Source organism: Sporocytophaga myxococcoides DSM 11118, from assembly GCF_000426725.1.
Classification (GTDB): domain Bacteria; phylum Bacteroidota; class Bacteroidia; order Cytophagales; family Cytophagaceae; genus Sporocytophaga; species Sporocytophaga myxococcoides.
Window position 1 is genome coordinate 61,993 of the sequence record NZ_AUFX01000014.1, and the last position, 24,538, is coordinate 86,530.

Sequence of the window (24,538 nt, forward strand, 5' to 3'; positions counted from 1 at the left end):
TTAATCGCTTGAGAAAGCAGAGGCCCAAGAATTTGAACTTACAGTCTTATATCCATATACTTACTTAAAAATTTAATCAGTAAAAGGTCTCTAAACTTATTTTATTGTGGTTGTAAGGTTAAGAAAAAAATTAAGGGAAAATGACTTTCTGGAGGGGTAAAATACACTAATTCCCAAATACAAAGGTTATATTGTGGTAATTTTGTAATCCAAAGACTGAGAGGGTAAATTTTTTCAAGGTCTTTTTAAAAAAAATATTCATGGTAAATGTAGAAACTCCAAAAGCTGTCAGCAAGGAAAAATTGTGTTTTAGTAATATTTCGCGACCGGTTTTATTGGAGCTCAGAAAACAAACAAAGGGATACTTTGATGAAACAGGTAAGGAAACGACAGGCAATTCTGGATTATATTTAAAAGCCTTTTCATTTCTTGCAGTCTTTTTTATTTGCTATTTAACTATACTTTTCAGATCCAATTCATTTGGAGTAGCTCTATCCCTTTATGCAATAATGGGTTTTGCAGCCGCTGCTCTTGGTTTTAATCTCATGCATGATGGTGCACATGGAAGCTTCTCAAAAAAGAAATGGCTGAATACTCTTGCTGCTTATAGTATAAATCTTCTGGGAGGAGACGCTGTGCTATGGAAAAATAAACACAATATGATCCATCATACTTATACAAACATTGAAGGGTATGATCAGGATATTGCACAGATGCCAGTTTTCAGATTGAATACATTACAGAAAAAATCATACCTTCACAGATTTCAGCATTGGTATAGTTTTTTTATCTACGGACTTTCTTCTCTGCTTTGGGTATTCCTGCTTGATTATCAAAAATATTTTAGTGGTAAAATTGGTAATCTGAAAATCAGCAATTTTAAAACATCAGATCACATTGTTTTCTGGATTACAAAGGTGGGTTATTTAGTTGCGTACTTAATTGTACCTGCTATTTTTAATGGCTGGTTAATGACTCTGACAGGCTTTTTGGTATTTCATTTTGTGCTGGGTTTGGTGCTTTCAGTTGTATTTCAGTTAGCGCATGTAGTTGAAAACACTGAATTTTCAGAGCCTCCTACAGAAGGTAAAGTTGAAGATGAATGGGCAGTTCACCAATTAAAAACAACCTCTAACTTTGCAACCCGCAATAAATTTGTTACCTGGTATACCGGTGGTTTAAATTTCCAGGTAGAACATCATCTTTTTCCAAACATTAGCCATGTCCATTATCCGGAATTGAATAAAATTGTTAAGCGTGTCTGTTTTGAGCTTGATGTGCCTTATAATGAATTCCCATCTTTCTCATCAGCATTAGGATCTCATCTAGCGCATCTTAAAGAGACAGGCAGAGCATAACAGCCTGTCGGTAATGCATGATGATGATGGCAATTACTGCAAAGAAGAAATAGTATAAGAAATAAAAAGTTTAAAAGCCCGGAGGTAAGTAATACCTTCGGGCTTTTTTGTTTTGTTGGAACGGTTTGAATGTCAGTTTGAAAAGTAAACTGTGGTTTACCATGGCAATGTACTATCATGCATTTGTTAATGGGCGATCAAGCTATCTTCAAAACCACCTGAAAGAATAAAAATTTCACTTTTTAACCTTATTAAAGATTTGTGACCCATAGAAATGGAAAATCTGTAAACAACAAGAAGAAAACATTGTGTTTCGCCACCGGTTAATTAAGGGCACTTTGTACTTAAATGAAAAGTCCATGAAGAAATTTTACAATTTCAATTATCTGCCCATTTTAATATCTACTGTTTTATTTTTTCTTATTCTACCCGATAGTAAAGCGCAGTCTCCAATAAATGATGATTGCTCTGGTGCAATTAATCTTACAGTTGATGCACCTTTTGTAAGCGGCAATGTTCAGGGGGCCACTCAATCAATGTCGGGTTGCGTTGCTACTGCTGGACAGGCTGGTGGAAGCGCTAATGATGATGTATGGTATAAATTTCAGGCTCCCTCTCCATACCTTGTCATAGCAGCACAGGGATCAGAACAATTTAATGCCGTAGTTCAGGTGTTTTCAGGAGGATGCTCAAATCTGACACCAATGGATTGTGCCAGCGAGGGAAAAATAGGAAAAGTAGAAAAACTTCCGCTTAATTATTATACGCCAGGGAACACTTATTATGTGAGAGTCTATGATTTAGGTGTTGGAATGCCAGCAACAACAGACTTTCAAATAAGGGTTTATACTGCCATTCCTCCTGCCAATGATAATTGTGCCACAGCTAAACCAGTAACAGTAGGTGACCATTGCATGAATAGTACCGAAAATCAGGAGGGCGCTACTGGCTCTGGCATTACCCCAACCTGCGCCAATGGAGCGGCAAATAACGATGACATCTGGTATTCATTCCAGCCTACGAGCCAAAATGTCATTATTAGCGCCCATGCTTCTCACAATTATAGAGCAGTGATGGAAGTATATGACGGATGCGGTGGAAATGCTATCGGTTGCACTACGACAGTTAAACACAATCAGAAGCTGAAACTGGCCTTTCATAATTTAAATCCTGCCAATACTTATTATTTCAGAGTTTTTAACTACTACCAACCATTGTCTAAAAGCGAAACTTTCCAGCTTTGCGTTTATGATCCTCCTGCTCCTTCAAATGATGATTGTAATGGAGCAATAGAAATTGTCGGGAATGACACTATAAACGGAACAGTGGATGGTGCTACAGCCTCAATTGGTTACCCGGCTCCTTGTTCAGGCTACCCTGATGACGATCTCTGGTATAAATTTACTGCAGGTTCCAGTCAGGAAGCATTCAGTCTTTTCCCAACTCCTTATTTTGATGGAGTAATACAAGCCTTTGATGCTTGTAATGGTCAGGTAATCGGATGTGCTAATGCAGGCGGAAGAAATAAGGTGGAAACACTATCATTAAACAATCTTACTGCAGGGCAACAATATTTGATAAGAGTTTTTACGAGCGAAGATGTAGCATCAGTAACAGCAGATTTCAAAATTGCTCGTACATCAGGACCAACTGCAATTTCAAACGATGACTGTGCATATGCAATAAATATTCCTGTATCAGAGACTGTAAATAGTATGACAGGCTCTCTTGAAAATGCATCTCAATCCAAAGGACCTTGCAATGGGGAAGGGGAAGCAAATGATGTCTGGTATAAATTCATAGCTGCTTCAAATACTGGCACAGTTAAATTAACTCCATTGGATGGTGCTGATCTCGTTTTAAATATCGTTTCTGATTGTGCTGGTAATACGATTGCTTGCGTTGATGATAGTGGTGAAGGAGATGAGGAAATATGGCAAGCTGATAATCTGATAATACATCAGCCTTATTTTATCAGAATATATGATTCTAACGGAGGTAACCATAATTCTAATTTTATTGTAAGCTTTGAAAGTGATCTGGAGGTGCAGGCAATTAATGATAAAGATAAAGAAAGAGGCTTGCTTGTCTTCCCGATTCCAGTAGAAGACATTTTAAATATTCAGGTTAATAATATTCAAAAAGGAAATTTAACCTTATGTGATTTGCAAGGAAATGTTTTACTCAGTGAAAGTGGTGATTTGAAAAGTAACTACGATATATCAGCAATTAAACCTGGTGCATATATTCTAAAAATTATTTCTGATGACAGGGTAGATGCAATCAAGATCATCAAAAGATAGGATGCCTTTATAAATATTAAAGATTACATATAAAAACATGAGCCCCCCGACATGTCGGGGGGCTCATGTTTTTAGCTATGATAAAAAGGCTTCATATTATTTTTGCTTGTTGAAATCTGAACCTAATGAGTAGCACTGCCATTTCACACCGCCATCTGCCGTGTCACTGCAATCTTTATAATATCAGAAAACTCACTAGCCTGATCGTCTTTGGTTTTGTATATTATTAAAGACCTCACCCTAAATCCCTCTCCTGAAGGAGAGGGACTTTAGTGAGCATGTTAATATTTGGTTTTGTAGGTAAATTTATATTTAAATTATATATATATTATTGTTGGAGACTGTTCCCTTCTCCTTCAGGAGAAGGGCTAGGGATGAGGTATTTTTTTATACTCTCTAATACTTTGTCTATTTGAAGCTTGACATCATCGTTTGAAAACCTCAATACAGTTAAATTGTGTTCTTCAATTTCAAAAGTTCTTCCGGAATCATAATCCATTTGTTCTAATTCTGCATGATATTCACCATCAATCTCAATTATCAGACTACATTCATGGCAATAGAAATCTGCTATATAATTCTTTAAGGGGTGTTGTCTCCTGAATTTAAATCCTAATTGATTGTTTCTAAGTTTTTGCCATAACATTTCCTCTGTCGGGGTTTGTTTTAGCCTGTTTTGTTTAGCATACTCAAATAATTTTGAGGAGGCCCCTTTGTGTAAATTTTTGTCCATTTGCTTGCTGGTTGTTCATCTCACTTATATCGTTCCCTGAATAGAGGGATTTTAATGAGTATGTTAAATTTTGTTTTGTAGTTAAATTTATATCTATATCAAAATTACATATTTTATCTTTCGTAGACTGTTCCCTTCTCCTTCAGGAGAAGGGTTAGGGATGAGGTCCTTTAACCACCTCACACCGCCACCTGCCGTGTTACAACAATTTCTATAATATCAGAAAACTCACCCACCTGCTCATCTTTGATTCTGTAGATAGCTTTATAGGCCCATACAACCGTTCCTTTTTCTTCCGGAATAGGATTGGTATCTATATAATCAGGAGTATAGTCATTGGCAAGGAAAATGAATCCTTTGCCATCATTCCTGTCAACATAAATGTCTATAGAATCTGCGTGGCCCTTTTTCCATTTGATAAGAGGACGTCCGGCATCAAGTCCGCCGCTTAGTTTAGGCTTTAGGCTCATTTTATTATTAGTTGTTTTGGGAGCGATGATCCCCAGATCTCTTCCGATTGATTCATTGTAGTTGGGGTGAAACTTAATCCTTTGAACCAGTTTGGCAAGCCGTTTAAATATTCCGGGTTTTACTGGAATAGGAGGTTTGGTGATTACCGGAGTAATCTGAGGATAGGCCAATGGAGCGGTTCCATCTCCGGTTCCAAGTAACTTTTTAAAAGCCACATTTTGAGCTAGTGAACTTTTTAGGTTTTCCACCGCCTGAATTGAATAAATAAAAGAAGCTGCATCATTGGAAGTGCCTAAAATTTCATCAGGTAGTATACCAACATTTTCCCCATGGACTGCTAGTTTTAATGTGAAGTTTTTAAGCCAAATGGCCTTTTCATTATCTGTTCTTGGTAGATACTTATTATTGTTTTTCATAGCTGTTAAAAGTTTGAGAAGAAAAATGTCTTAATGGATTCAATATTAGTGTTTTGTAAAGTGTAAGGCAAGTTTTGCCAATTAATTTAGAGAGATACATTCAAAACTGTATTTGCGGTCCGGTAAATCGAATCTGGCGAACGGCAAAGTGAATTTGCTGAATGATTACTTAAAATTGCCGGTCTTCCGATTGAGTTATTTGTGCGGCAAATTGAATTTGCCGCACAAATAACTCAATTTGTCGAATGGCTAATTCAACGTTTCAATTAGATAATTTAGTTTGCCGTAAAGCTAATTCAATTCGCCAATTGGCAATTAAGATTCGCTATTCGGACAATTCAATTTGCTATATGGAAAACTGAATTTGTGGTTCGGCAAACTTCATAAGCCGGTGGGCGAATGAAATTATGCAAGCGGCAAATTGGAAAAGCGGACATACAATTGACATTGCAGAGCAGTAAATTGGATTTTCTGGTGTGTCGGATCTTTTGACAATACCTCTTATGGATATCATCTTCTTTTTAAACCAATAATATGGATATCATCTAACATTTGATATTGGCACTATTGGGCTCTTGTTGTTAATCTGTTAGAAAAAAATAATATTATGTTTAAAACTCATTCATCCCAATTACTACGGAGGTTTATAACCCAGTTTATTGCAAAGTATCTTTCAAAAACAATTCCTTGATTGAGCTCAATGACATTTAAATTATTGGTTTGTGACTGGTAGAAGGCCCAGTTAATTCTAAAGAGAAGGTCGGCCTGGTCCAGTATTTCGGAGGTAGGGCGAAGGGTTGCAGAAGTGATAAAGTCTTCTGTGTTATTCATAAATGGAGGAAGGTGTTCAAATATAGCATTGAAATTTACCTCCTTATTTGAAAAAATCAGTTGATCTGCTTTGTTTATTGCCCACAGTAACAACCATATTGATTCTGCTCGCCAAGCTATAATGGTTATATCATCTTCATTAAGTTCGGACTTTTCAAAAAATAATTTTTCCTGTGGAGATATTTTTTCCCATAATCCTTCTCCTTTCAGGAAGTCAGTTATATTATTCCTCAGGTCAGGATCAAAGGCCATACAATTCAAATAGGAGAGGATTAGAATGCGTTCTGCAATTTCCTGAGGTGTCCTTAGAGAAATTTCGTTTTCTTCTTCTAAAGGCGGCAAATTATCGAAAACAGGAAGCCCTTGATTGCTAAGGATATTCTCTGTATGTTTTTTTCTTTCTGATGCTGTCATCTTTATATACCTGAGAACTTTCTAATGGAACGGGATTTTCACTGGCAAGTTTTCCCATTAAGGCTTTTTTGATAATTTCAGGTAGATAATCTGAATACAGCATTGGGATCCATTTCAAGCAATTGCCTGGACTTAAAAATTTAATGATTATAAAATGAAGCTTAATACCATGCCATATATCAATTACGAAAAAGACTTGCCTCAGGAAGGTAACTTCATACTTGGACAAGTAAAGGAATCTTCCATTATCGTGTATCAGGCATTTAATGACAGGATCGCTAATTATGCAATAGCCAACCAGAAGTTTGGTGGTGCAGATTACAGCTTTTCAAGAATGACCTGGATTAAGCCTAATTTCCTTTGGATGATGTACAGAAGCGGTTGGGCCGAAAAGGAAAATCAAAACAGGATATTAGCTATTGAAATATCTATGGATGGATTTTCGGAATTGTTAGAGCTCGGGGTTGTCACCAGTTATGATAGTCGGTATGGTAATGAGCAGTCATGGAGAGAACAATTGAATAACAGTGAAGTAAGAATTCAATGGGATCCAGATCATGGTCCAAATGGAGATAAGCTCAAAAGACGTGCGGTTCAGATCGGAATGAAAGGAACTGCACTCGAAAGGTTTAATAATACCTTTATCAAATCTATTACTGATATCACTGATTTTGTAAAAGAACAAAAAGCTAACCTGGATCAGAATAAAGAATTTTTTTATGTGATGCATGAAAGTGTTGTAGAAGTAAGTGAGTCATTAAAGCAGAAATATTCTATACCAGGAGCATTTGCGAAGGGTAGGTTTTAATAAAAAGGATAAAAGCTTCAGTTATTTATTGAGATATGTCTTGACCGTTTTGAGCTAGGTACCTCATATAATTGATTGTTTCATTCCATCATTTGGATCTCCTTGTTCATAATGGCTTCCTGAATGCCGAATTTAAAATGTATATTCGATTATATAATAACTTTATTCTATTGCTATAAGGGAGTAAACTCAGTTTAGTATGTCTTCAGAAAAAACTCAAAAGGTCCCCGCTCTTCAAAGAAGTCATAACAATACTTCCCGTCCAACTCTGAGTTCAATGGAGTATGGATCACTAGCCAACACTGGATTGGAGCATTTACAGAATAATGGATATGGCAATAATGTAATGCAATCTATGAGTTTTCCTCAGGGAAACATTCAGATGAAGAAAGAAGAGGAGGAAGAAAACATACAGTTAAAGGAAAACAAGAATTTAACAAAAGAAAATAACACAGGTATGCCGGATAACCTAAAGTCCGGAATAGAAAATCTTTCAGGCATATCTATGAATGATGTGAAGGTTCATTACAATTCAGACAAACCCGCGCAGATGCAAGCTCATGCCTATGCTCAGGGGACAGACATTCACATGGCTCCCGGTCAGGAAAAACATTTGCCGCATGAGGCCTGGCATGTAGTGCAGCAGAAGCAGGGAAGGGTGCAGCCTACAATTCAGATGAAGGAAAAAGTGAGTATTAATGACGATAAGGGGTTGGAACAGGAAGCAGATGAAATGGGTATGAAAGCTTTACAAATTTCGAATGAAAGTGAGTTGCCAGTTCAACGGAAAAATAAAGATGTTCATTCAAATATTGTCCAGAGGAATGAAAAATCAGCTCAGGTGCTCAGTAGTAAAAACATGGCTGCACCAAAAGTAGGACAACAGGACATTAAACTGGCAAAAAATATTGAAAGCGATCTCGAAAAAATCTATAAGAAGGTAATGAAGATAGATAAGATGGATGATGTGAACAGGATGAAATATAATGCTGCTGTATGTCTTGGAGGCATTGTACTGCCCCCGTTACAGGGGTTTAAGAATTTAAAGGAACTCATCAACAGCTGTAATTTTGTGAACCTTGGAAAAGGAGCAGTAGGTTTCGGGATTTACGAATTATTAGGAAAAGATCTGAAGAGAAATATAATTGCTAATACTTTGAGTACTATGGAAGCTGCGGGGCAGTTTGATTATTTGGAGGAAAGTGATTTTGCGAACGGTGGCAATTCTGCCTGGAAAGTTGTGGTAGAAGTACATTATTATAGAGAAAGGTCTACCTTAGATAATGTTTTTCATAAAGACACGCTTGGAACAACGCTGTTTGTAAATTTAAATTATCTTAATGAAAAGAAGGTTATAGGACCAGAGTATGTTGTAAATCCAATGGAAAATGCAAAGCATATGTCGGACATTGCCAAAAGTTTGCCGGAAGAGTTTCTTCAGGATAGAAAGACAGTAATGGATCAGTTGAGAGAGCCGCAAATAATAGATGTTGTTGAGATTCCCCGATATGGTTTTGTTTCATTTGTGGATGAAGCGATCAATCACTCATCTCCTACAACAAGACATAGAAGGGCTCAAGGATTCGAAATACATGATTACCTGAAGGAAAAGGATAAAAAGAATTATTTTAAATATATAGAACGATTTGAGGCTCTGGATAAAGAAGAGGGAAAATCTGAAAGTATGCCAAATAAAGAGGAGGAGAAATCTGAAATTAAACCAAAGATTTCGAATAGAGGAAAGCGCTGGTTTAAGTTTTTTGAGAAAATTTCAAATGGAGGAAAGAGGTATGATAGAAATATGATGAGAGAAGCAGATCCCGGGAAAAAAATATTGACGGACGCTGATATAGACCTTTTGGTGCATAAAGGAGATCATGATGGTTTTGGAGTGGTTTCAATACCTAAGGCAGGTGGAAAAAGTAATATGACATCCGATGATCGGCCATTGCAACGAAGAATGAGCATGCTCCTGGATCAGAAAGATAATGATCTGTCATTGGATAAGGAAAGTGACGGGAAAAGATCATTTTTGAGAACTTGGGTACGTGCTGAAAAAGCAGAGACTGTAGATACTGACATTGTTAAAGATAGATGGGATTGGGAAGAAGGAAGAGTAAAACCAAATAATTTAGTTGGAATGGATGGAAAGAAAAAGGATACTCTTTGAGTACCTGGATAAAGTGGGAATGACTTGTGCTAAATAAAACGAGTACAAATAAAAGATCCTTCCATTATTGTATAAGCTAAATAAATACCATAAAATATGTCATTTGATCAAATACTTGCAGATAGAGTCAGGATTTATCTTTCCGAAGTTCCAGGGTTAAAAATTGAAGAAAAGAATATGTTTAGAGGATTGGCATTTATGATCAATGATAAGATGTGTGTAAATGTGAGTGGAGAAAATCTGATGTGCAGATTTGATCCTGAAAGGCAGAAGGAAATTGAAACGAAGGCGGGCTATTTACCATTGGTAATGAGAGGGAAAGAGCTTAAGGGATACTGCTATGTTAGTCCTAAAGGTATCCAAAAGGAGAAAGATTTTGAATTCTGGATCAAGCTGTGTTTGGAATTCAACAGCAAGGCTAAGGCTTCAAAAAAGAAGAAAAAGTAAAATGGCAATTATATTTTTTTTAATAAACCATATGCTTTCAGACAATTGGTGAAGTAAATTCTACTTTTGCTTATTTCCCAACAAGAACTCCATAAGCCACAGGAATTCTAATGCCTTTAAAGTAATCGGTCATTCCAGAAAAGATTAGAATTGTCACGAGAAGCCCCAGACCTAGTATTGCTCCAGCTTGCCCTTTCGGGCTAAGGCTCAGAAAATCACTTTTCATCCTTTTATTATGAGCAGCTGCAATATGCCCGAAGAAGGATAGTATTGCAAGTCCGTAGTAAGGCACAAAGAATAAGTTGAAAGGAAAGGTATTAATACCTGCTGCGCCGAAATAAAAATTGGTATCAAGATGAAGCAGATATCTTCCTGTCATAACAGCGCTGATATGGAAAAAAAAGAATACGGCAAGATAAAGCCCCGACCAGACCTGAATTCTTTCAAATGGAGTTTCGACTGTTTTTATTTTTGTCCTGAATAGTTTTAGACCAGAAATAGTCTGGAAAAGGATAGCTCCCAGTAGAATAGTTTCTATGAAAATATTTCGGTAAAGAAGCCTAAATGTTTCCATCAATTTGATGTGCTCCGGCACACCAGCCAAGCTTATGAGGTGGTTTAGTAAATGTATTGTAACAAAAACAGCTATGAATATTCCTGATAAGTAGTGTCCCTTTTTCATCTGATTGTAATTTTACCAAAGGTGAAATTACTTTTCCGATATTCATTTGATATAAATCAAATTCGGTTTTTAGGATTCCGGATTCTGCTAAGGGTTTCCAGCGTAATACCCAGATAAGATGCGATATGGGTAAGCGGTACCCTTTGGGTAATGTCCGGAGTGATTTTTAGAAGGTTCTCAAATTTTTGATGAGCAGTCTCAAACTGAATTGATACAATGCGCTGTTGCAGTTGAAGTAAAGTTTTGACTACTACTTTATTGATGAGTTTTTCAAAATCATGGTATTGATCGGATAGGGATTGTATATGGTCTCTTGAAAGTTCCAGTAATACAGCTGGTTCCAATGTTTCTATAGCATGTGGACTGGGTATATTTAAAAAGAAGCTGTTGATTGAACATATGAAATCACCTTCAAATGCGAACCAGTCTGAAATATCTTTTCCGTCCTTTAGATAAAAAGCCCTTGCACAACCTTTAATCAGGAAATATGCTTTGTCCGCAAATTGGCCTTCTTTAACAAGGATAGCAGGCTTTTCCAGTATTAAAACTTTGGCTTTTTTCTGGATATCAGTTTTGCAAGATTCAGAAAGGGGAGAGTAGTTTTCGCTGATAGCATTTATGATAGGGGTGATATCGGAAAGAGTATTCATATGAATCAATTATATAAGATGTCAAGGGATAACTTTGACGATGCCTAAGGTAACAATCAATATTATTGAGGGCAAATTATATTTTATTAGGATTTGAATAGATCAAATTTTTATCAGATATGAAAATATTTATACTTTCTGTTTACCAAGTCTTGATTGATGAGGATTTTTTTATCAGCCTAATGACACAATTTTCATATTGTTCTTACAGAGTAAAGTTAAGTTAATCTTCATTCATCAGTCTTCATCTCTGTTCTTCTAAACCCCTTATTACTTAATCAATTTCTTTCGTCTTTTACCTTTTGGTTTTTGGCTTTTAAACAATATTTTTTCTCTCCCCGTTAGTCTAATAAATGATTTACTAACTAATCGAAATGAATAAAATGGAAAAGGTAGTACAGAGAAGGGGATTACTTTCAAATCTAAAAGGAGTAGTAAAGTCAGTTGTGTTTTCAGGTCTGGTATTTCTAGGTCTGCAAAATGCAGATGCACAGGTGACTTTTTCTTTAGGTCCTAAAGGAGGAGCAACATTCTCGCATTTGTCAAAGGATAAAAGTAATCAGGATTCCAGAAAGGGATTCGTAGCCGGTGGTTTTGCTAACATCGGACTTGCACGTATAGTCGCTATTCAACCAGAGGTACTTTATAACCAATTTGGTACCAGAGGAGAGTTTGGTGGTACTAATACCAGACTTAATAGCAGTTACATTCAGGTGCCGGTGCTGTTAAAGCTAAGATTACCTCTTGGAGCAGTTTATCCTAATATTTTTGCAGGTCCATCTTGGGGATTTAGAAATAAAGCCAGCTATACTGTCAATAATACTGAAACAGGTGAGTCAATTGGATATGGCACTACAGCAATCAAAAAGCATGATTTCGGTGGAGTGGTAGGTGCAGGTATTGATATCAATGCCGGTCCTGTCTTCTTCACTGTTGACGGAAGATATGGGTTTGGATTTGATGAAATCAACAACGATATCTACGGGCTGAATGCTAAGAACCGTCAGTGGGCTGTTTCAGCTGGTATTGGTTTCTTGTTAGGCAAAAATAAGAGCTACTAAGACCTGAAGACGTTTAAATTAAAAAAGGCTGTCCGGTAAAGACAGCCTTTTTATTTTTATACATAGTGCAATTTTTATATTACAAGATTCACAATCTTGTTTGGTACTACGATTACTTTTTTAGGAGCCTTGCCTTCAAGCCATTTCTGTACTTGGTCATTGGAAAGTACCGTTTCTTCTATCTGCTGACTGGTAAGGTCAAGAGGAAGATCAAGTTTAACTCTCATTTTTCCATTGATGGAAATAGGATATTCAAAACTCGCCTCAGTCAGATATTCCTGTTTGAATGCAGGATATGTAGCTTTAAGTATACTATCCTTATTGCCGAACTCAGACCATAGCTCTTCTGCGATATGAGGTGCATAAGGAGAGAGGACTATAAGAAGATCACTAAGGATTTTCTTTTTGTTACATTTCAATGAACCAAGCTCATTTACACAAATCATGAAAGTACTTACAGAAGTATTGAATGAGAAGCGTTCAATATCTTCTTCTACTTTCTTAATTGTTTTATGAAGCGCTTTATATTCTTCCTTGGTTGGCTCGGCTTGTGAAATATTAAGCTTACCATTCTCATCATGACAAAGATTCCAAAGCTTTCTCAGGAATTTAAATACTCCTTCGATACCATTTGTATTCCATGGCTTGAATTGTTCCAAAGGTCCAAGAAACATTTCATATAAACGAAGTGTATCAGCTCCATATTTGGCAACAATGTCATCAGGGTTTACAACGTTGAACAACGACTTCGACATTTTTTCTACTTCGCTTCCGCAGATGTATTTACCATCTTCAAGAATAAATTCAGCTTCGGCAAAGTCTGGTCTCCATGCTTTAAATGCATCAGTATCGAGTACATCATTATTAACGATGTTTACGTCCACGTGCAATGGAGTTGTATCGTATTGCTTTCTTAGATTATAAGATACATATTTTTGGGTTCCCTTAACCCTGTACACAAAGTTCGATCTTCCCTGGATCATTCCCTGGTTGATAAGCTTTGCAAAAGGCTCTTCGCTGCTAACGTATCCGATATCTTTTAAGAACTTGTTCCAGAACCTTGAGTATAACAAGTGTCCCGTTGCATGTTCTGCACCACCAATATATAAATCTACCTGATTCCAGTATTTTTCTTCTTCTTTGCCTACCAGTCTATCGGAATTTTTAGGATCCATGTAACGCAGATAATACCAGCTTGACCCTGCCCAACCAGGCATTGTGCTTAGCTCAATATTCTTCGCAACAAAATCTTTGTTCCTTCCCAGCGGAGGATCACCGGCTTCTGTAGGTCTATATTCGTCAATAGGAGGGAGAATTAATGGTAATTCTGAATCTTTGAATATTACAGGCATTCCATCACTATCATAAGATACAGGAATTGGCTCGCCCCAATACCTTTGTCTTCCGAAAATAGAATCCCTCATTTTAAAGTTGATCTTGGCTTTGCCAATACCTTTTTGCTCGATGAATTCAATAGCTTTCTTAATTGCCTCAGGTACTGTAAGGCCATTCAGAAATGCACTGTTAATCATTGTACCTTTTTTCGGATCAAAATCATCTTTGGTAATATCCGAACCTTCACCTTCCTGAACAGGTATGATTGGCAAGTTGAAATGTTTTGCAAATCCGAAGTCTCTCGTATCTGAAGAAGGAACAGCCATTACAACTCCGGTACCATATCCGGAAAGTACATAGTCAGCTATATAAATTGGAATACGCTCTTCATTAAAAGGGTTGATCACATAGCTTCCTGTAAATTGTCCGGAAACAGTTTTTACATCGCTCATACGATCTCTTTCTGATCTGTTCTTAGCTGTTTCCACATACTTTTCTACTTCTGCCTTTTGATCAGGAGTAGTAAGCTCAGGGATTAGCTCATGCTCTGGAGCTATGGAAACAAAGGTTACACCGAATGTGGTATCAATCCTTGTGGTGAAAACTTTTAACTCAAGGTCCTTACCTTCTACTTTAAAAGTAAGTTCAGCGCCCAGAGATTTTCCAATCCAGTTACGCTGCATTTCTTTCATTGGCTCAGGCCAGTCAATGGTATCAAGTCCTGCAAGTAAACGTTCTGCATAAGCAGTGATACGCATGCTCCACTGAAGCATCTTTTTTCTGATTACAGGATATCCTCCGCGTTCAGAAACTCCATCCTTTACCTCTTCATTAGCAAGCACAGTTCCAAGCTCAGGACACCAGTTTACCATAGTTTCGGATAGATAAGTAAGACGATATTTCAAAAGCATCTCCTGCTTTGCCCTTTCTGAAAGTTTCTTCCAGTCTTCTGCAGTGAAAACAGGAGTATCTTCATCCCGAACCGCATTCACAGACTTGTTTCCTGAAGTTTCAAAGATCTTTACCAAATCTTCTATGGATTCAGCTTTTTCCTTGTCTTTGTTATACCAGTGCTTGAAAAGCTGGGTAAATATCCATTGAGTCCATTTGTAATAATCAGCGTTGCTGGTTCTTACTTCTCTTGACCAATCGTAAGAAAAGCCTATCTTTTTTAGCTGTTCTTTGTATCTTGTTATATTCTGTTCAGTTGTAATGGCAGGATGCTGGCCTGTTTGCATAGCATATTGTTCCGCAGGAAGACCGAAGGAGTCAAATCCCATTGGGTGCAATACGTTAAAGCCTTTGATTCTTTTGTATCTGGCAACAATATCTGTGGCAATGTAACCCAGTGGATGTCCAACGTGAAGTCCAGCCCCTGAAGGATAAGGGAACATGTCGAGGGCATAGTATTTTGGTTTACTCTGGTTGGTGTCCGCTTCGAAGATTTTGGAAGTCTCCCACTTATCCTGCCACTTTTTTTCTATCTCCTGAAAGTTATAATCTGCCATGGTAGTTATATCATTATTTTTTTGGACTGCAAAAATAGTTTTTTTAAGCAGTATTTTTCAATAACAGCTTACTGAAGTTTAAAATTCTACAAGAGAGCAACATAGGAATTATTCAATTAGGAGAAAATGCAACAGCAAAAATTGTATTCGGGAAAACTCAAATGATATTATACCGTATCATGCAGTGGTATTTAAAAATCTTATTATTTGGAATTGAATCAATATTTTTTTATATTTATCTAATATCTCTTGTTTTAAACCTTAATAATTGAAATTTTAATCTTATGAAAAAAGTAATTTTCAGCGTAATATTCTCAGTTCTTGTTGCTTTCGGTACTTCTTTCGCAGCAGTTGTAACAGATTCAAATATTTCTGTTGTCGTAAAGGATAAAGACAAGGATAAAAAGAAAAAGAAGAAAGAATGCGCTTCTAAATCAGGCTGTTCTTCTTCTAAAAAATCATGCTGCGCTTCAAAAGGAGCAGAAAATGCAGCTCCGGCTGAGCAGAAAGCTGCTGAGTAGTTTTTAAGACAAAAAGAATATTTAATTTAAAAAGGTCCCTTTTGGGACCTTTTTTTTGTATTTTCGGGGTAGCGACAAATAAAAGTTATGAAGCAGTATCATGAATTGATGACCCACATTCTTGAAAAAGGAGTGAGAAAGGAAGATAGAACCGGAACCGGAACAATCAGTGTATTTGGGTATCAGATGAGGTTTGATTTATCGGAAGGATTTCCAGTAGTGACGACTAAAAAGCTTCATCTAAAATCGATTATTCATGAGTTGCTTTGGTTTCTGAAAGGAGATACCAATATTAAATACCTAAAAGAAAATGGTGTAAGCATCTGGGACGAATGGGCTGACGAAAAGGGGAATCTTGGCCCTGTATATGGGTGTCAGTGGAGAAGCTGGCCAACTCCTGACGGCGGACACATCGATCAGATTTCAAAGGTGATTGAACAAATCAAAAAAACACCAGATTCAAGAAGACTTATCGTGAGTGCCTGGAATGTTTCTGATGTAGATAAAATGAAGTTGCCGCCTTGTCATGCATTTTTTCAGTTTTATGTAGCAGAAGGCAAGCTTTCATGCCAATTGTATCAGCGAAGTGCAGATGTTTTTCTAGGTGTGCCTTTTAATATCGCTTCATATGCATTGCTGACTTTGATGGTTGCGCAGGTTTGTGGCTTAGAACCGGGAGATTTTGTACATACATTGGGTGACGCTCATTTGTATTCAAATCACCTTGAGCAGACTAAGCTTCAGCTTTCAAGAGAATTAAGACCTCTTCCTCAGATGAAAATTAATCCTGCTGTAAAATCTATTTTTGATTTTACATATGAAGATTTTATTCTGGAAAATTATAATCCTCATCCTGCAATAAAGGCGGATGTAGCGGTTTAAGTATTAAGTTGTAAGTAATAAGTATTAAGTAAATTTTTAAATAAAATAGGCTTAAGTATTTTTAGCCTTGTTAAGAAACATCCTTTGAATATGATTCAATCAATTGATCATACAAAGGATGTTTTTCTTTAAACTGCTTTCCTTCAATACAAGCCAGCTGACTTATTCCTGCTGTGTTTGTAGTGAATACAAAGTCAGCATGTAATAGTTCTTCTTTAAAGTACTGGCCTTCCACAACTTTTATATGATGTTGTCTTGCGTAAGCCAAAATCTGTTTTCTAACAATTCCTTCAATGCAGCCTGTTTCAAGAGAAGGAGTACATAACGTTTCTCCTTTTAGCCAGAAGATGTTTGAAGCTGTGCATTCGGATACAAATCCATCAGTGTTAAATAAAATCATTTCATCAGCCTCAAGCTCCTTTCTTTTGATACTGGCAAGAATGTATGGGAGTGCATTACAGGTTTTATATCTGGAAATGGATGAATATGCTAAAGGAACTTCTTCAAAGAAAAAGCAGGATCTTTTCAATGAAGGAGCTACTGTAAATTCTGAGGCATTAATTAAATATTGAACTGAATTATCTGTCGGGGTGAACAATCCTCCGGGAGCGCGCCATAGTTGTATTCGTATCCTGGCTATTGGTAAAGAATTTTGTTCAGCAAGGTTAATAATCGAATCTCTTAAGTTATCCTCAGTTATTTTTGAACAATCCAGGGATAAAGCTTTTGCCCCGTTGACCATTCGATTGTAATGGTCTTCCCAGAATAACAAATTTTTATTCTGAAGCTTAATAGTTTCAAAAATTCCATCACCATATAAAAAAGCTCTGTTGCTAGTGGATAAAAGCTGGTTGCTATCTGTTGGGTAATATTCTCCGTTTAGAATGAGTTGGCTCATGGTAAGATTTTAATCAGTCAATAAAAATTATTTTGCTAATTTAGCAGGAATTTAAATTTAAAAAACTACATGGAAAAGCAGTTATCAGTTGCTGTAATAGGAGGGGGAAGCTGGGCTACAGCACTTGTGAAGATTCTGTCAGAGCAAAATATACTGATTCATTGGTGGGTAAGAAAGGAGGAGGATGTAGAACACATTCTCGCATATGAGTCAAATCCACGATATGCAAGCGATATTCATATTAATCTTACGAAAGTAAAGCCTATTTCAGACCTTAAAAGAGCTGTTGAATTATCTTCTGTCTTGATCCTTGCAGTTCCATCTGCTTTTGTAAAAGAAGTCCTTCTTTCGCTCGATAAAGAGAGTTATCAGAATAAAATCATTGTATCAGGAATAAAAGGGATGATTCCCCATGAAAATAAGCTCATCACTGATTTCCTTTCTTCTGAATTTGGAGTTAAACCTGAAAAGCTTTGCATCATTGCTGGTCCATGTCATTCTGAAGAAGTTGCCATGGAAAAGAAATCTTATCTTACTATTGGTGCATCAGATCTGGAAACCGGAAAGACAGTTGCCGGGCTCTTGTCTTGTCGATTTGTAAAATCATCTGTTTCTCTTGATCTGTATGGAATAGAGTATGCTGCAATTATGAAAAATATAATAGCTATTGCATGTGGCATAACTCATGGCTTAAATTATGGAGATAATTTTCAGGCAGTTTTGGTATCAAATGCAATGCAGGAAATCTCCAGATTTGTAAATGCTTTACATCCTTCTGACCATAGAATAGTTTGTTCTTCTGCATTTTTAGGCGATTTACTTGTAACTTCCTATTCTCAGTTTAGCAGGAACCGTACTTTTGGAAATATGATAGGAAGAGGATATTCTGTGAAATCTGCTCAGATAGAAATGAATATGGTTGCTGAAGGATATTATGCAGTGAAGGGGATCAATGAGATTAACAAAGATTTATCTATTGATATGCCCATTATAAAAGCTGTTTATAATATTCTTTATGAAAAAACTTCTCCTGTTACAGAAATAAGAATAATGGAAAGTAAACTTACTTAAATTCTTTAAGGCATTCATAAACTCTGTGAATCGGAAGTCCCATCACATTGAAGTATGAACCTTCAATCCCCGTAATTCCGATAAGTCCTATCCATTCCTGGATACCATAGCTTCCTGCTTTGTCAAATGGTTTGTAGGTCTCCACATAATGTTGAATTTCAGCTTCGGAAAGCTCTTTAAAATAGACTTTAGTGGTATCGGAAAATGATATTTTTTTGTCTTTATATAATAGACAGACCCCAGTAATTACCTCATGGTATTTTCCAGATAATTCCTTAAGCATTCTAGTTGCATCAGATTGATTAACAGGTTTCTCAAGGATCTTTCCATCTACGAGCACTGTTGTATCGGCAGCTATTATTAGGCTGTCTTTTGATTCATCACAAAATGATTCTGCTTTTTTTTCGGCAAGGTATTCAGAGATACTTCTTTTGGGTAGATCAGAAGGGTAATCTTCGGGAATATTTTTACTTTTTACCAAAAAAATAATCCCTGCTTCCTTAAGTATTTGTTGCCTTCTTGGCGAGTTGGAAGCAAGGATTATATTTAAATTCTTATTCAAATCTTACTGATATTTATTATTTGATCAGGTTTGGAGTGTTTCTGCCACAAACGCTTTTAATCATTTCTGTAGCTCTTACATCTCCAAGTTGTTCCGCTTGTTTCAGGTCAAGGCAGGCTTCGGAGTTTTTATTTAATTGAGCATAAGCAATCCCTCTGAAATAATAAGCTTCTTTATCTTTGGGATTTAACTCGATTGCTTTTGTTAAATCAGTAATAGCTTCTTTGCTTTTGTCTATTTCAGTAAGATAAGCACCTCTATTGAAATATGCGTCTTTGTGGTTAGGGAATAGTTCTACTGCTTTGTTGAATTTTTCCATTGCAGCTTTTGTGTTTCCGCTTGTTGCAAAAACCTCTGCCCACTGATAATATGCTTCTTCAAATTTAGGATCGATCTCTGTTGCTTTTTGATAATCTTTATCTGCACCATCAAAGTCCATCACCTGAAGCTTAGAATAGCCTCTGTTGTAATAAGAGAACTTATCATTTGGGTCCAGTTCAATTACTTTTGTATAATCTTCAATGGCACCTTTGTAGTCATCAATATGATTTTTTGCAAAACCTCTGTAGAAGTATGCATAGTTGTATTTAGGATATAATTCTATAACCCTTGAAAAATCAGCGATTGCTTCTTTAAATCTTCCATATTCATTACGAGCCAGACCTCTTTTGTAAAATGCCTCAAAGTTATTTGGCTGCGCAAGTTCAATTAGAGTTGTGTAATCTTTTATAGATCCTGCATAATCACTTAGAAGATATTTAATATTAGCTCTGTGGGATAGTGCGTCAGGATCTTTTGGAGAGTGAACCAAAGCTTTTGAGAAGTCATCGATTGCTCCTTTTTGATCGCCAAGTTGCTCTTTGGCAATCCCTCTTTTTATGAATGCCTTATAATGATTGTGGTTAAGTTCAAGTACATTGTTAAAGTCTTCTATAGCTGACTCATTATCTCCAATCTCAGTCCTGCATATTCCTCTATTAAAATACGCTTCTACATTCTTAGGATCTTTTGCCAATACTTTATCAAACTCTTCAATAGCGCCAAGAAAATCACCTTTTTTGTATTTTACATTTCCCTTTTCAAAGAAAGAGGTGTCAGCAGCGATTTCTGCAGAGGCATTTCCCACGAAGGAAACAAATGCCATCAGTAATAGCAATGATTTGAGAACAATATAGTTTTTCATATGACCTGAATGTATCGTAAAGATTTGTAAGTGTTTTCAATTTTGATCGATAAGGTCGTAAAAGACCAAACCAGCAAGCATTTTAGGGTAAAAGAATGTAGATTTCTCAGGCAATATTGAATTATTTAATACTGTTTTCCTGAGTGTTTTCATACTTACTCCTTTTAATATTAATCCAAAATCTGCATCTCCAGACTGCACTTTTTTAGTTAATTTAGTAAAGTTATAAGAAAATTTTAGATTAAACCAGTTTTTAGGTTGTTCTTTTTTGAAATTTTCTAAGTATTTTAATACTAAATAGTCAATTAGTGCCATTTTTTGTCCGGCCTCATTATAAGCGTTATTATTAATAAAATGTTTAACTTTTTCATTAATCGGCTTAAGAATAAATGATTGAGACTTCAGAATTAATCCCCATTCTCCCTCATCTTCCTGAGAGGTGAATGCCTCTACGTTTTCTGAGGAAACAGGTTGCAATTGAAAAAAACTCTTCAAAATCTTGAGTAATTTTTCTTCCTTAAATTCACTTAATTTTATTAATCTATGAAAGGGTAAAATAGTCGGGGGTTCATTCTCCATTAAACTAATATAAGCCGGAATAAGTGCATTTTGACCATACTTTTTATTATAAAGTATCATTGTCTGGTACCTATGATGACCATCTGCCAGGAATAGTGGATTGTTTTTGAACAGGCTGGTAATGTCCTTAATAGCATTCTCTTCAAATTTTTCAAGTTGATGAGTGGTCCCAAACGTATCCGTGAATTTTGCAACTAAATCAGTGGGATTTTTCAGATAGTTTTGAAGTGATTTTTCCGGATCAGAGTAAAGCAGATGAATAGGAGATGAATTAACTTGATATTTTTCAAGAAATTGAATCCCTTGCTCAACTACCTCTGAATTGATCCCTTCATGGGGCAATACACTTTCAGGTCCCCAGTCGTCTACTTTTAAAGCGGCCATTATTCCTATGCGTTTGAAGAGTTTTCCGCTTACTGGATGATTATATTCCTGAGTGTATTTATATACAGTTGGTTTTTCTTTTTTCAATACTCCATTTTTTTTCCATTCCTGAAAAGGGGAATCATCTTCCTGTGAAGTTTTGGGATAAGTAAGTAAAATACTATGGAATGGTATATTATACAGAGATTCCAAATCATTGCTGAACTCTTCCTTGGGCATTAGCGGAAAAGAAAGATTAGGAAGTGACTGTAAATCATTATACATATACACTTCCAAAGGAAACACTTCGGCCATAAAAAATTAACTGTATCTTCTTTTCCAAACTGAGTTTCCGGAAGTGCTTTGAAATTCTGACAAGGGTTGGGTATTATTTTTTTCGGTAAAAAACTTTCCTGCGAAGGCCATGGCAATTTCTTCAGTATCTTTATCCAAGTTGGTTTTTAAATTTTCTGGAGAAAAATGTTTTTTTACAAAATGGGTATCAAATCTGCCAGAAATAAATTCCTCGTGGTCCATCACATAGGCACCAAAAGGCAGAGTAGTCATAATTCCTGAAATTTTGTATTCCGAAATTGCCCTCTTCATTCTTTGAATGGCTTCAGTCCTGTTACTTCCATAGGCGATCAATTTAGCAATCATAGGATCATAGAATACAGGTATTTCCATTGATTCTTCAAAACCATCATCAACTCTTATTCCAGGGCCTTGAGGTCTTCTGTACGTTATTAGTTTTCCGATATCAGGAAGAAAGTTATTCGCTGGGTCTTCTGCATAAACCCTTAATTCAATTGCATGGCCTCTGATAGAGATATCTTCTTGTCTGAACGAAAGTGAATTACCCTCTGCTATATTAACCTGTTCCTTTACCAGATCTATTCCTGTAATCATTTCCGTAACGGGATGTTCTACTTGTAGCCTGGTATTCATTTCAAGAAAATAAAAGTTAAGCTGTTCATCTACAATAAACTCAACAGTGCCTGCCCCGTAGTAGTTACAAGACTTAGCTACTTTGACTGCTGCTTCTCCTATCGCCATTCTTTTCTCATGGTTTAAAACAGGAGAGGGGGCCTCTTCAACCACTTTCTGATAACGCCTCTGAATCGAGCATTCTCTTTCAAAAAGATGGATTAAATTACCGTGTTGATCTCCAAGAACCTGAACTTCTATGTGTTTAGGTGATGCAATGTATTTTTCAATAAAGACAGAACCATCGCCAAAGGCAGATTTGGCCTCGCTTGAAGCTCTTTCTAGTTGTTCCGCAAATTCTTCTGGATTTTCTACAATACGCATTCCTTTTCCTCCTCCTCCGGCACTTGCTTTAATAAGAACAGGATAGCCAATTTCCGAAGTTACTCTAAGCGCTTCATTAATATCGGTTACCGGTTTGTTTATTCCTGGCACCATTGGGATATTATAGGCAGATGCAGCATCTTTAGCTGCCAGTTTACTTCCCATTATTTTTATGGAATTGGCAGAAGGTCCTATAAAAATCAAACCTGATTCTTCCACCTGACGAGCAAAGGTCTCATTTTCACTTAGAAACCCATATCCTGGGTGTATTGCATCAGCTTTTAGTTTTAGAGCAGTTTCAATTATTTTCGAACTATTTAAATAGGAGGCGGAAGAAGGAGCAGGACCAATGCAAACAGCTTCATCAGAATACTGAACATGAGGAGAAAGGCGGTCTGCCTCACTAAAAACAGCAACAGTTTTTATGCCCATTTCTTTTAGCGATCTCATGATTCTCAAAGCAATTTCACCCCTGTTTGCTACCAATACCTTTTTGATTTTTTGCATTTTTCTGATCCTTAGTATGTGTCAATAATAAATAATTAAATCCATTAATTTTATTCTTTTTTTAAGAATATAGGAGGTATTTTATCGAAAACCATATTCAGGATCTGATTTTAATGATTACATTTGTACGATTTTTGGATCTGGATTTGATCAGAATAAGGTTTTGATTTGATTATTTTAAAAATTTACTACCTTGGATTTATTTGATAAATTAACAAATGACAAAGGACCGTTAGGAAAACACTCTTCGGTCGCACATGGATATTTTGCATTCCCAAAACTAGAAGGCGAAATTGGCCCCAGAATGAAGTTCAGAGGAAAAGAAGTTTTGAACTGGAGCTTAAATAATTACATTGGACTTGCAAATCATCCTGAAGTTCGTAAAGCTGATGCCGAAGGTGCTGCAAAATATGGTTTGGCTTTCCCAATGGGAGCAAGAATGATGTCTGGAAATTCAAATCTAATTGAAGAGTTCGAGTCTCAGATATCTGATTTTGTGAAAAAAGAAGATACAATGCTTCTTAACTTCGGATACCAAGGAATGGTGTCCATTATAGATGCAGTACTTTCCCGCCATGATGTAGTAATCTATGATAGTGAATCTCACGCTTGTATTGTTGACGGTGTAAGACTACACCAGGGAAAAAGATTTGTATTTCCTCACAACGATATTGAAAATCTTAAAAAACAACTTGAAAGAGCTACTAAAATAGTTCAGGAAACTAAAGGTGGAATCCTTGTAATTACTGAAGGTGTATTCGGTATGGCAGGTGACCTTGGTAAATTGAGAGAAATAGTAGATCTGAAAAAACAGTATCAATTCAGATTGCTGGTTGACGATGCTCACGGTTTTGGAACTATGGGACCTACTGGAGCCGGTGCAGGAGAGCATCTTGGAGTTCAGGATGGTATTGATATTTACTTCTCAACATTTGCCAAATCTATGGCAAGTATTGGTGCATTTGTTTCAAGTACAGAACAAGTGATAGGTTTTTTAAGATATAATACCAGATCTCAGATTTTTGCTAAAACATTACCAATGGCTTTGGTAGTGGGAGGGATGAAAAGACTTGAATTGCTTAGATCTCAGCCTCAATTAAGAGAAAACCTTTGGAATGTAGTTCGTAATTTACAACAAGGTTTGAAAGATGCAGGATTTGATATTGGTAAAACGGAATCTCCTGTAACTCCTGTTTATCTGAAAGGTGACGAGAGTGAGGCTGCTCAGCTGATAATAGATTTAAGAGAAAACTACAGCATTTTCTGTTCTATAGTTATTTATCCGGTAGTACCGAAAGGGGTTCTTGAACTTAGAATTATCCCTACTGCGATGCACACTTTTGAGGATGTTAAGCAGACAATCAAAGCTTTCCAGGAAGTTGCTTATAAACTTCAGAATAAGCTTTATACACAGAAACTGTCAAACATTTCAATTTAATCAAGCAAGATAAGAGTAAGGTTTTCTAATAATATA

At 36.4% G+C, this 24,538-nt stretch carries 22 protein-coding genes; 10 read left to right on the forward strand and 12 right to left on the reverse strand.

The features are described 5' to 3' along the window. The first annotated feature begins 260 nt into the window (after positions 1–260). A complete protein-coding gene (locus tag K350_RS0117175; protein ID WP_081671051.1) occupies positions 261–1,358 on the forward strand; it encodes a fatty acid desaturase family protein in 1,098 nt (365 codons plus the stop codon). 359 nt (positions 1,359–1,717) lie between these two features. Continuing rightward, positions 1,718–3,661, forward strand: coding sequence for a T9SS type A sorting domain-containing protein (locus K350_RS0117180; protein WP_028980958.1), 1,944 nt, complete (start codon positions 1,718–1,720; stop codon positions 3,659–3,661). Between the two features lie 328 nt (positions 3,662–3,989). Here the strand turns inward: K350_RS0117180 and K350_RS29335 are convergent, their stop codons facing one another. The 4 genes from K350_RS29335 to K350_RS32555 all read right to left on the reverse strand — a co-directional run bounded on the left by K350_RS29335 (position 3,990) and on the right by K350_RS32555 (position 6,629). After that, positions 3,990–4,394 carry an endonuclease domain-containing protein gene (locus K350_RS29335; RefSeq protein ID WP_051313252.1) on the reverse strand — a complete coding sequence of 135 codons (405 nt, stop codon included), beginning with the start codon at positions 4,392–4,394 and terminating at the stop codon, positions 3,990–3,992. Between the two features lie 179 nt (positions 4,395–4,573). Further along, a complete protein-coding gene (locus K350_RS0117190; RefSeq protein WP_028980959.1) occupies positions 4,574–5,281 on the reverse strand; it encodes a hypothetical protein in 708 nt (235 codons plus the stop codon). 618 nt (positions 5,282–5,899) lie between these two features. After that, positions 5,900–6,526, reverse strand: coding sequence for a DUF4272 domain-containing protein (locus K350_RS0117195; protein ID WP_028980960.1), 627 nt, complete (start codon positions 6,524–6,526; stop codon positions 5,900–5,902). Further along, complete coding sequence (locus K350_RS32555; RefSeq protein WP_162144188.1) at positions 6,483–6,629, reverse strand: hypothetical protein; 147 nt, start codon at positions 6,627–6,629, stop codon at positions 6,483–6,485. Before K350_RS32555 ends, K350_RS0117195 begins: the two co-directional genes overlap by 44 nt. A 51-nt stretch (positions 6,630–6,680) precedes the next feature. On the opposite strand from K350_RS32555, the gene K350_RS29340 reads away from it, so the two are divergent. From K350_RS29340 to K350_RS0117215, 3 genes are all read left to right on the forward strand, one after another. Further along, a complete protein-coding gene (locus tag K350_RS29340) occupies positions 6,681–7,334 on the forward strand; it encodes a DUF4291 domain-containing protein (protein ID WP_051313254.1) in 654 nt (217 codons plus the stop codon). A 199-nt stretch (positions 7,335–7,533) separates the two neighbouring features. Further along, positions 7,534–9,504, forward strand: coding sequence for an eCIS core domain-containing protein (locus tag K350_RS32050; RefSeq protein ID WP_156027080.1), 1,971 nt, complete (start codon positions 7,534–7,536; stop codon positions 9,502–9,504). 96 nt (positions 9,505–9,600) lie between these two features. Continuing rightward, complete coding sequence (locus K350_RS0117215; protein ID WP_028980961.1) at positions 9,601–9,951, forward strand: TfoX/Sxy family protein; 351 nt, start codon at positions 9,601–9,603, stop codon at positions 9,949–9,951. A gap of 70 nt (positions 9,952–10,021) precedes the next feature. Here the strand turns inward: K350_RS0117215 and K350_RS0117220 are convergent, their stop codons facing one another. Together K350_RS0117220 and K350_RS0117225 are read right to left on the reverse strand one after the other, a co-directional pair. After that, the gene (locus K350_RS0117220) at positions 10,022–10,633 is read right to left on the reverse strand and encodes a hypothetical protein (RefSeq protein WP_028980962.1); all 612 of its coding nucleotides are present in this window, start codon (positions 10,631–10,633) and stop codon (positions 10,022–10,024) included. Between the two features lie 56 nt (positions 10,634–10,689). Next, positions 10,690–11,283 (reverse strand): Crp/Fnr family transcriptional regulator, encoded by a 594-nt coding sequence (locus tag K350_RS0117225; RefSeq protein ID WP_028980963.1) that lies wholly within the window; start codon positions 11,281–11,283, stop codon positions 10,690–10,692. 383 nt (positions 11,284–11,666) lie between these two features. Here K350_RS0117225 and K350_RS31440 point away from each other — a divergent pair, with 383 nt between their 5' ends. Next, positions 11,667–12,344, forward strand: coding sequence for a porin family protein (locus tag K350_RS31440; protein ID WP_162144189.1), 678 nt, complete (start codon positions 11,667–11,669; stop codon positions 12,342–12,344). A gap of 74 nt (positions 12,345–12,418) precedes the next feature. On the opposite strand, the gene leuS is transcribed toward K350_RS31440, so the two are convergent. Then, complete coding sequence (gene leuS, locus K350_RS0117235; protein ID WP_028980964.1) at positions 12,419–15,187, reverse strand: leucine--tRNA ligase; 2,769 nt, start codon at positions 15,185–15,187, stop codon at positions 12,419–12,421. Between the two features lie 284 nt (positions 15,188–15,471). On the opposite strand from leuS, the gene K350_RS0117240 reads away from it, so the two are divergent. Together K350_RS0117240 and K350_RS0117245 are read left to right on the forward strand one after the other, a co-directional pair. Continuing rightward, positions 15,472–15,708, forward strand: coding sequence for a hypothetical protein (locus K350_RS0117240; protein ID WP_028980965.1), 237 nt, complete (start codon positions 15,472–15,474; stop codon positions 15,706–15,708). 87 nt (positions 15,709–15,795) lie between these two features. Beyond that, positions 15,796–16,590, forward strand: coding sequence for a thymidylate synthase (locus K350_RS0117245; protein WP_028980966.1), 795 nt, complete (start codon positions 15,796–15,798; stop codon positions 16,588–16,590). A gap of 70 nt (positions 16,591–16,660) precedes the next feature. Here K350_RS0117245 and K350_RS0117250 read toward each other — a convergent pair whose 3' ends face one another. Continuing rightward, positions 16,661–17,488, reverse strand: a complete 828-nt coding sequence (locus tag K350_RS0117250; RefSeq protein WP_028980967.1) for an aminotransferase class IV — start codon at positions 17,486–17,488, stop codon at positions 16,661–16,663. Between the two features lie 69 nt (positions 17,489–17,557). On the opposite strand from K350_RS0117250, the gene K350_RS0117255 reads away from it, so the two are divergent. Then, a complete protein-coding gene (locus K350_RS0117255; protein WP_028980968.1) occupies positions 17,558–18,559 on the forward strand; it encodes an NAD(P)H-dependent glycerol-3-phosphate dehydrogenase in 1,002 nt (333 codons plus the stop codon). Here the strand turns inward: K350_RS0117255 and K350_RS0117260 are convergent. Genes K350_RS0117260 through accC form a run of 4 tightly spaced genes read right to left on the reverse strand, consistent with a single transcriptional unit; the run spans position 18,552 to position 23,064 of the window. Further along, the gene (locus K350_RS0117260) at positions 18,552–19,121 is read right to left on the reverse strand and encodes a Maf family nucleotide pyrophosphatase (RefSeq protein WP_028980969.1); all 570 of its coding nucleotides are present in this window, start codon (positions 19,119–19,121) and stop codon (positions 18,552–18,554) included. The two genes, K350_RS0117255 and K350_RS0117260, sit on opposite strands and share 8 nt — an antisense overlap. Before the next feature lie 16 nt (positions 19,122–19,137). Next, on the reverse strand, positions 19,138–20,304 hold the full coding sequence (locus tag K350_RS29355; RefSeq protein ID WP_051313258.1) for a tetratricopeptide repeat protein: 1,167 nt from the start codon (positions 20,302–20,304) through the stop codon (positions 19,138–19,140). A gap of 36 nt (positions 20,305–20,340) precedes the next feature. Beyond that, a complete protein-coding gene (locus K350_RS0117270; protein WP_028980970.1) occupies positions 20,341–21,561 on the reverse strand; it encodes a DUF1015 family protein in 1,221 nt (406 codons plus the stop codon). A 6-nt stretch (positions 21,562–21,567) separates the two neighbouring features. Further along, positions 21,568–23,064: an acetyl-CoA carboxylase biotin carboxylase subunit gene (accC, locus tag K350_RS0117275; RefSeq protein ID WP_028980971.1), complete on the reverse strand. Its 1,497-nt coding sequence runs from the start codon at positions 23,062–23,064 to the stop codon at positions 21,568–21,570. Between the two features lie 193 nt (positions 23,065–23,257). On the opposite strand from accC, the gene K350_RS0117280 reads away from it, so the two are divergent. After that, positions 23,258–24,502, forward strand: a complete 1,245-nt coding sequence (locus tag K350_RS0117280) for an aminotransferase class I/II-fold pyridoxal phosphate-dependent enzyme (protein WP_028980972.1) — start codon at positions 23,258–23,260, stop codon at positions 24,500–24,502. The last annotated feature ends 36 nt before the right edge of the window (positions 24,503–24,538 follow it).

Coding starts and splice junctions, on each gene's coding strand:
- K350_RS0117175 (WP_081671051.1), top strand. CDS start 261: ATGGTAAATGTAGAAACTCCAAAAGCTGTCAGCAAGGAAAAATTGTGT.
- K350_RS0117180 (WP_028980958.1), top strand. CDS start 1,718: ATGAAGAAATTTTACAATTTCAATTATCTGCCCATTTTAATATCTACT.
- K350_RS29335 (WP_051313252.1), bottom strand. CDS start 4,394: ATGGACAAAAATTTACACAAAGGGGCCTCCTCAAAATTATTTGAGTAT.
- K350_RS0117190 (WP_028980959.1), bottom strand. CDS start 5,281: ATGAAAAACAATAATAAGTATCTACCAAGAACAGATAATGAAAAGGCC.
- K350_RS0117195 (WP_028980960.1), bottom strand. CDS start 6,526: ATGACAGCATCAGAAAGAAAAAAACATACAGAGAATATCCTTAGCAAT.
- K350_RS32555 (WP_162144188.1), bottom strand. CDS start 6,629: ATGCTGTATTCAGATTATCTACCTGAAATTATCAAAAAAGCCTTAATG.
- K350_RS29340 (WP_051313254.1), top strand. CDS start 6,681: ATGAAGCTTAATACCATGCCATATATCAATTACGAAAAAGACTTGCCT.
- K350_RS32050 (WP_156027080.1), top strand. CDS start 7,534: ATGTCTTCAGAAAAAACTCAAAAGGTCCCCGCTCTTCAAAGAAGTCAT.
- K350_RS0117215 (WP_028980961.1), top strand. CDS start 9,601: ATGTCATTTGATCAAATACTTGCAGATAGAGTCAGGATTTATCTTTCC.
- K350_RS0117220 (WP_028980962.1), bottom strand. CDS start 10,633: ATGAAAAAGGGACACTACTTATCAGGAATATTCATAGCTGTTTTTGTT.
- K350_RS0117225 (WP_028980963.1), bottom strand. CDS start 11,283: ATGAATACTCTTTCCGATATCACCCCTATCATAAATGCTATCAGCGAA.
- K350_RS31440 (WP_162144189.1), top strand. CDS start 11,667: ATGGAAAAGGTAGTACAGAGAAGGGGATTACTTTCAAATCTAAAAGGA.
- leuS (WP_028980964.1), bottom strand. CDS start 15,187: ATGGCAGATTATAACTTTCAGGAGATAGAAAAAAAGTGGCAGGATAAG.
- K350_RS0117240 (WP_028980965.1), top strand. CDS start 15,472: ATGAAAAAAGTAATTTTCAGCGTAATATTCTCAGTTCTTGTTGCTTTC.
- K350_RS0117245 (WP_028980966.1), top strand. CDS start 15,796: ATGAAGCAGTATCATGAATTGATGACCCACATTCTTGAAAAAGGAGTG.
- K350_RS0117250 (WP_028980967.1), bottom strand. CDS start 17,488: ATGAGCCAACTCATTCTAAACGGAGAATATTACCCAACAGATAGCAAC.
- K350_RS0117255 (WP_028980968.1), top strand. CDS start 17,558: ATGGAAAAGCAGTTATCAGTTGCTGTAATAGGAGGGGGAAGCTGGGCT.
- K350_RS29355 (WP_051313258.1), bottom strand. CDS start 20,304: ATGAAAAACTATATTGTTCTCAAATCATTGCTATTACTGATGGCATTT.
- K350_RS0117270 (WP_028980970.1), bottom strand. CDS start 21,561: ATGGCCGAAGTGTTTCCTTTGGAAGTGTATATGTATAATGATTTACAG.
- accC (WP_028980971.1), bottom strand. CDS start 23,064: ATGCAAAAAATCAAAAAGGTATTGGTAGCAAACAGGGGTGAAATTGCT.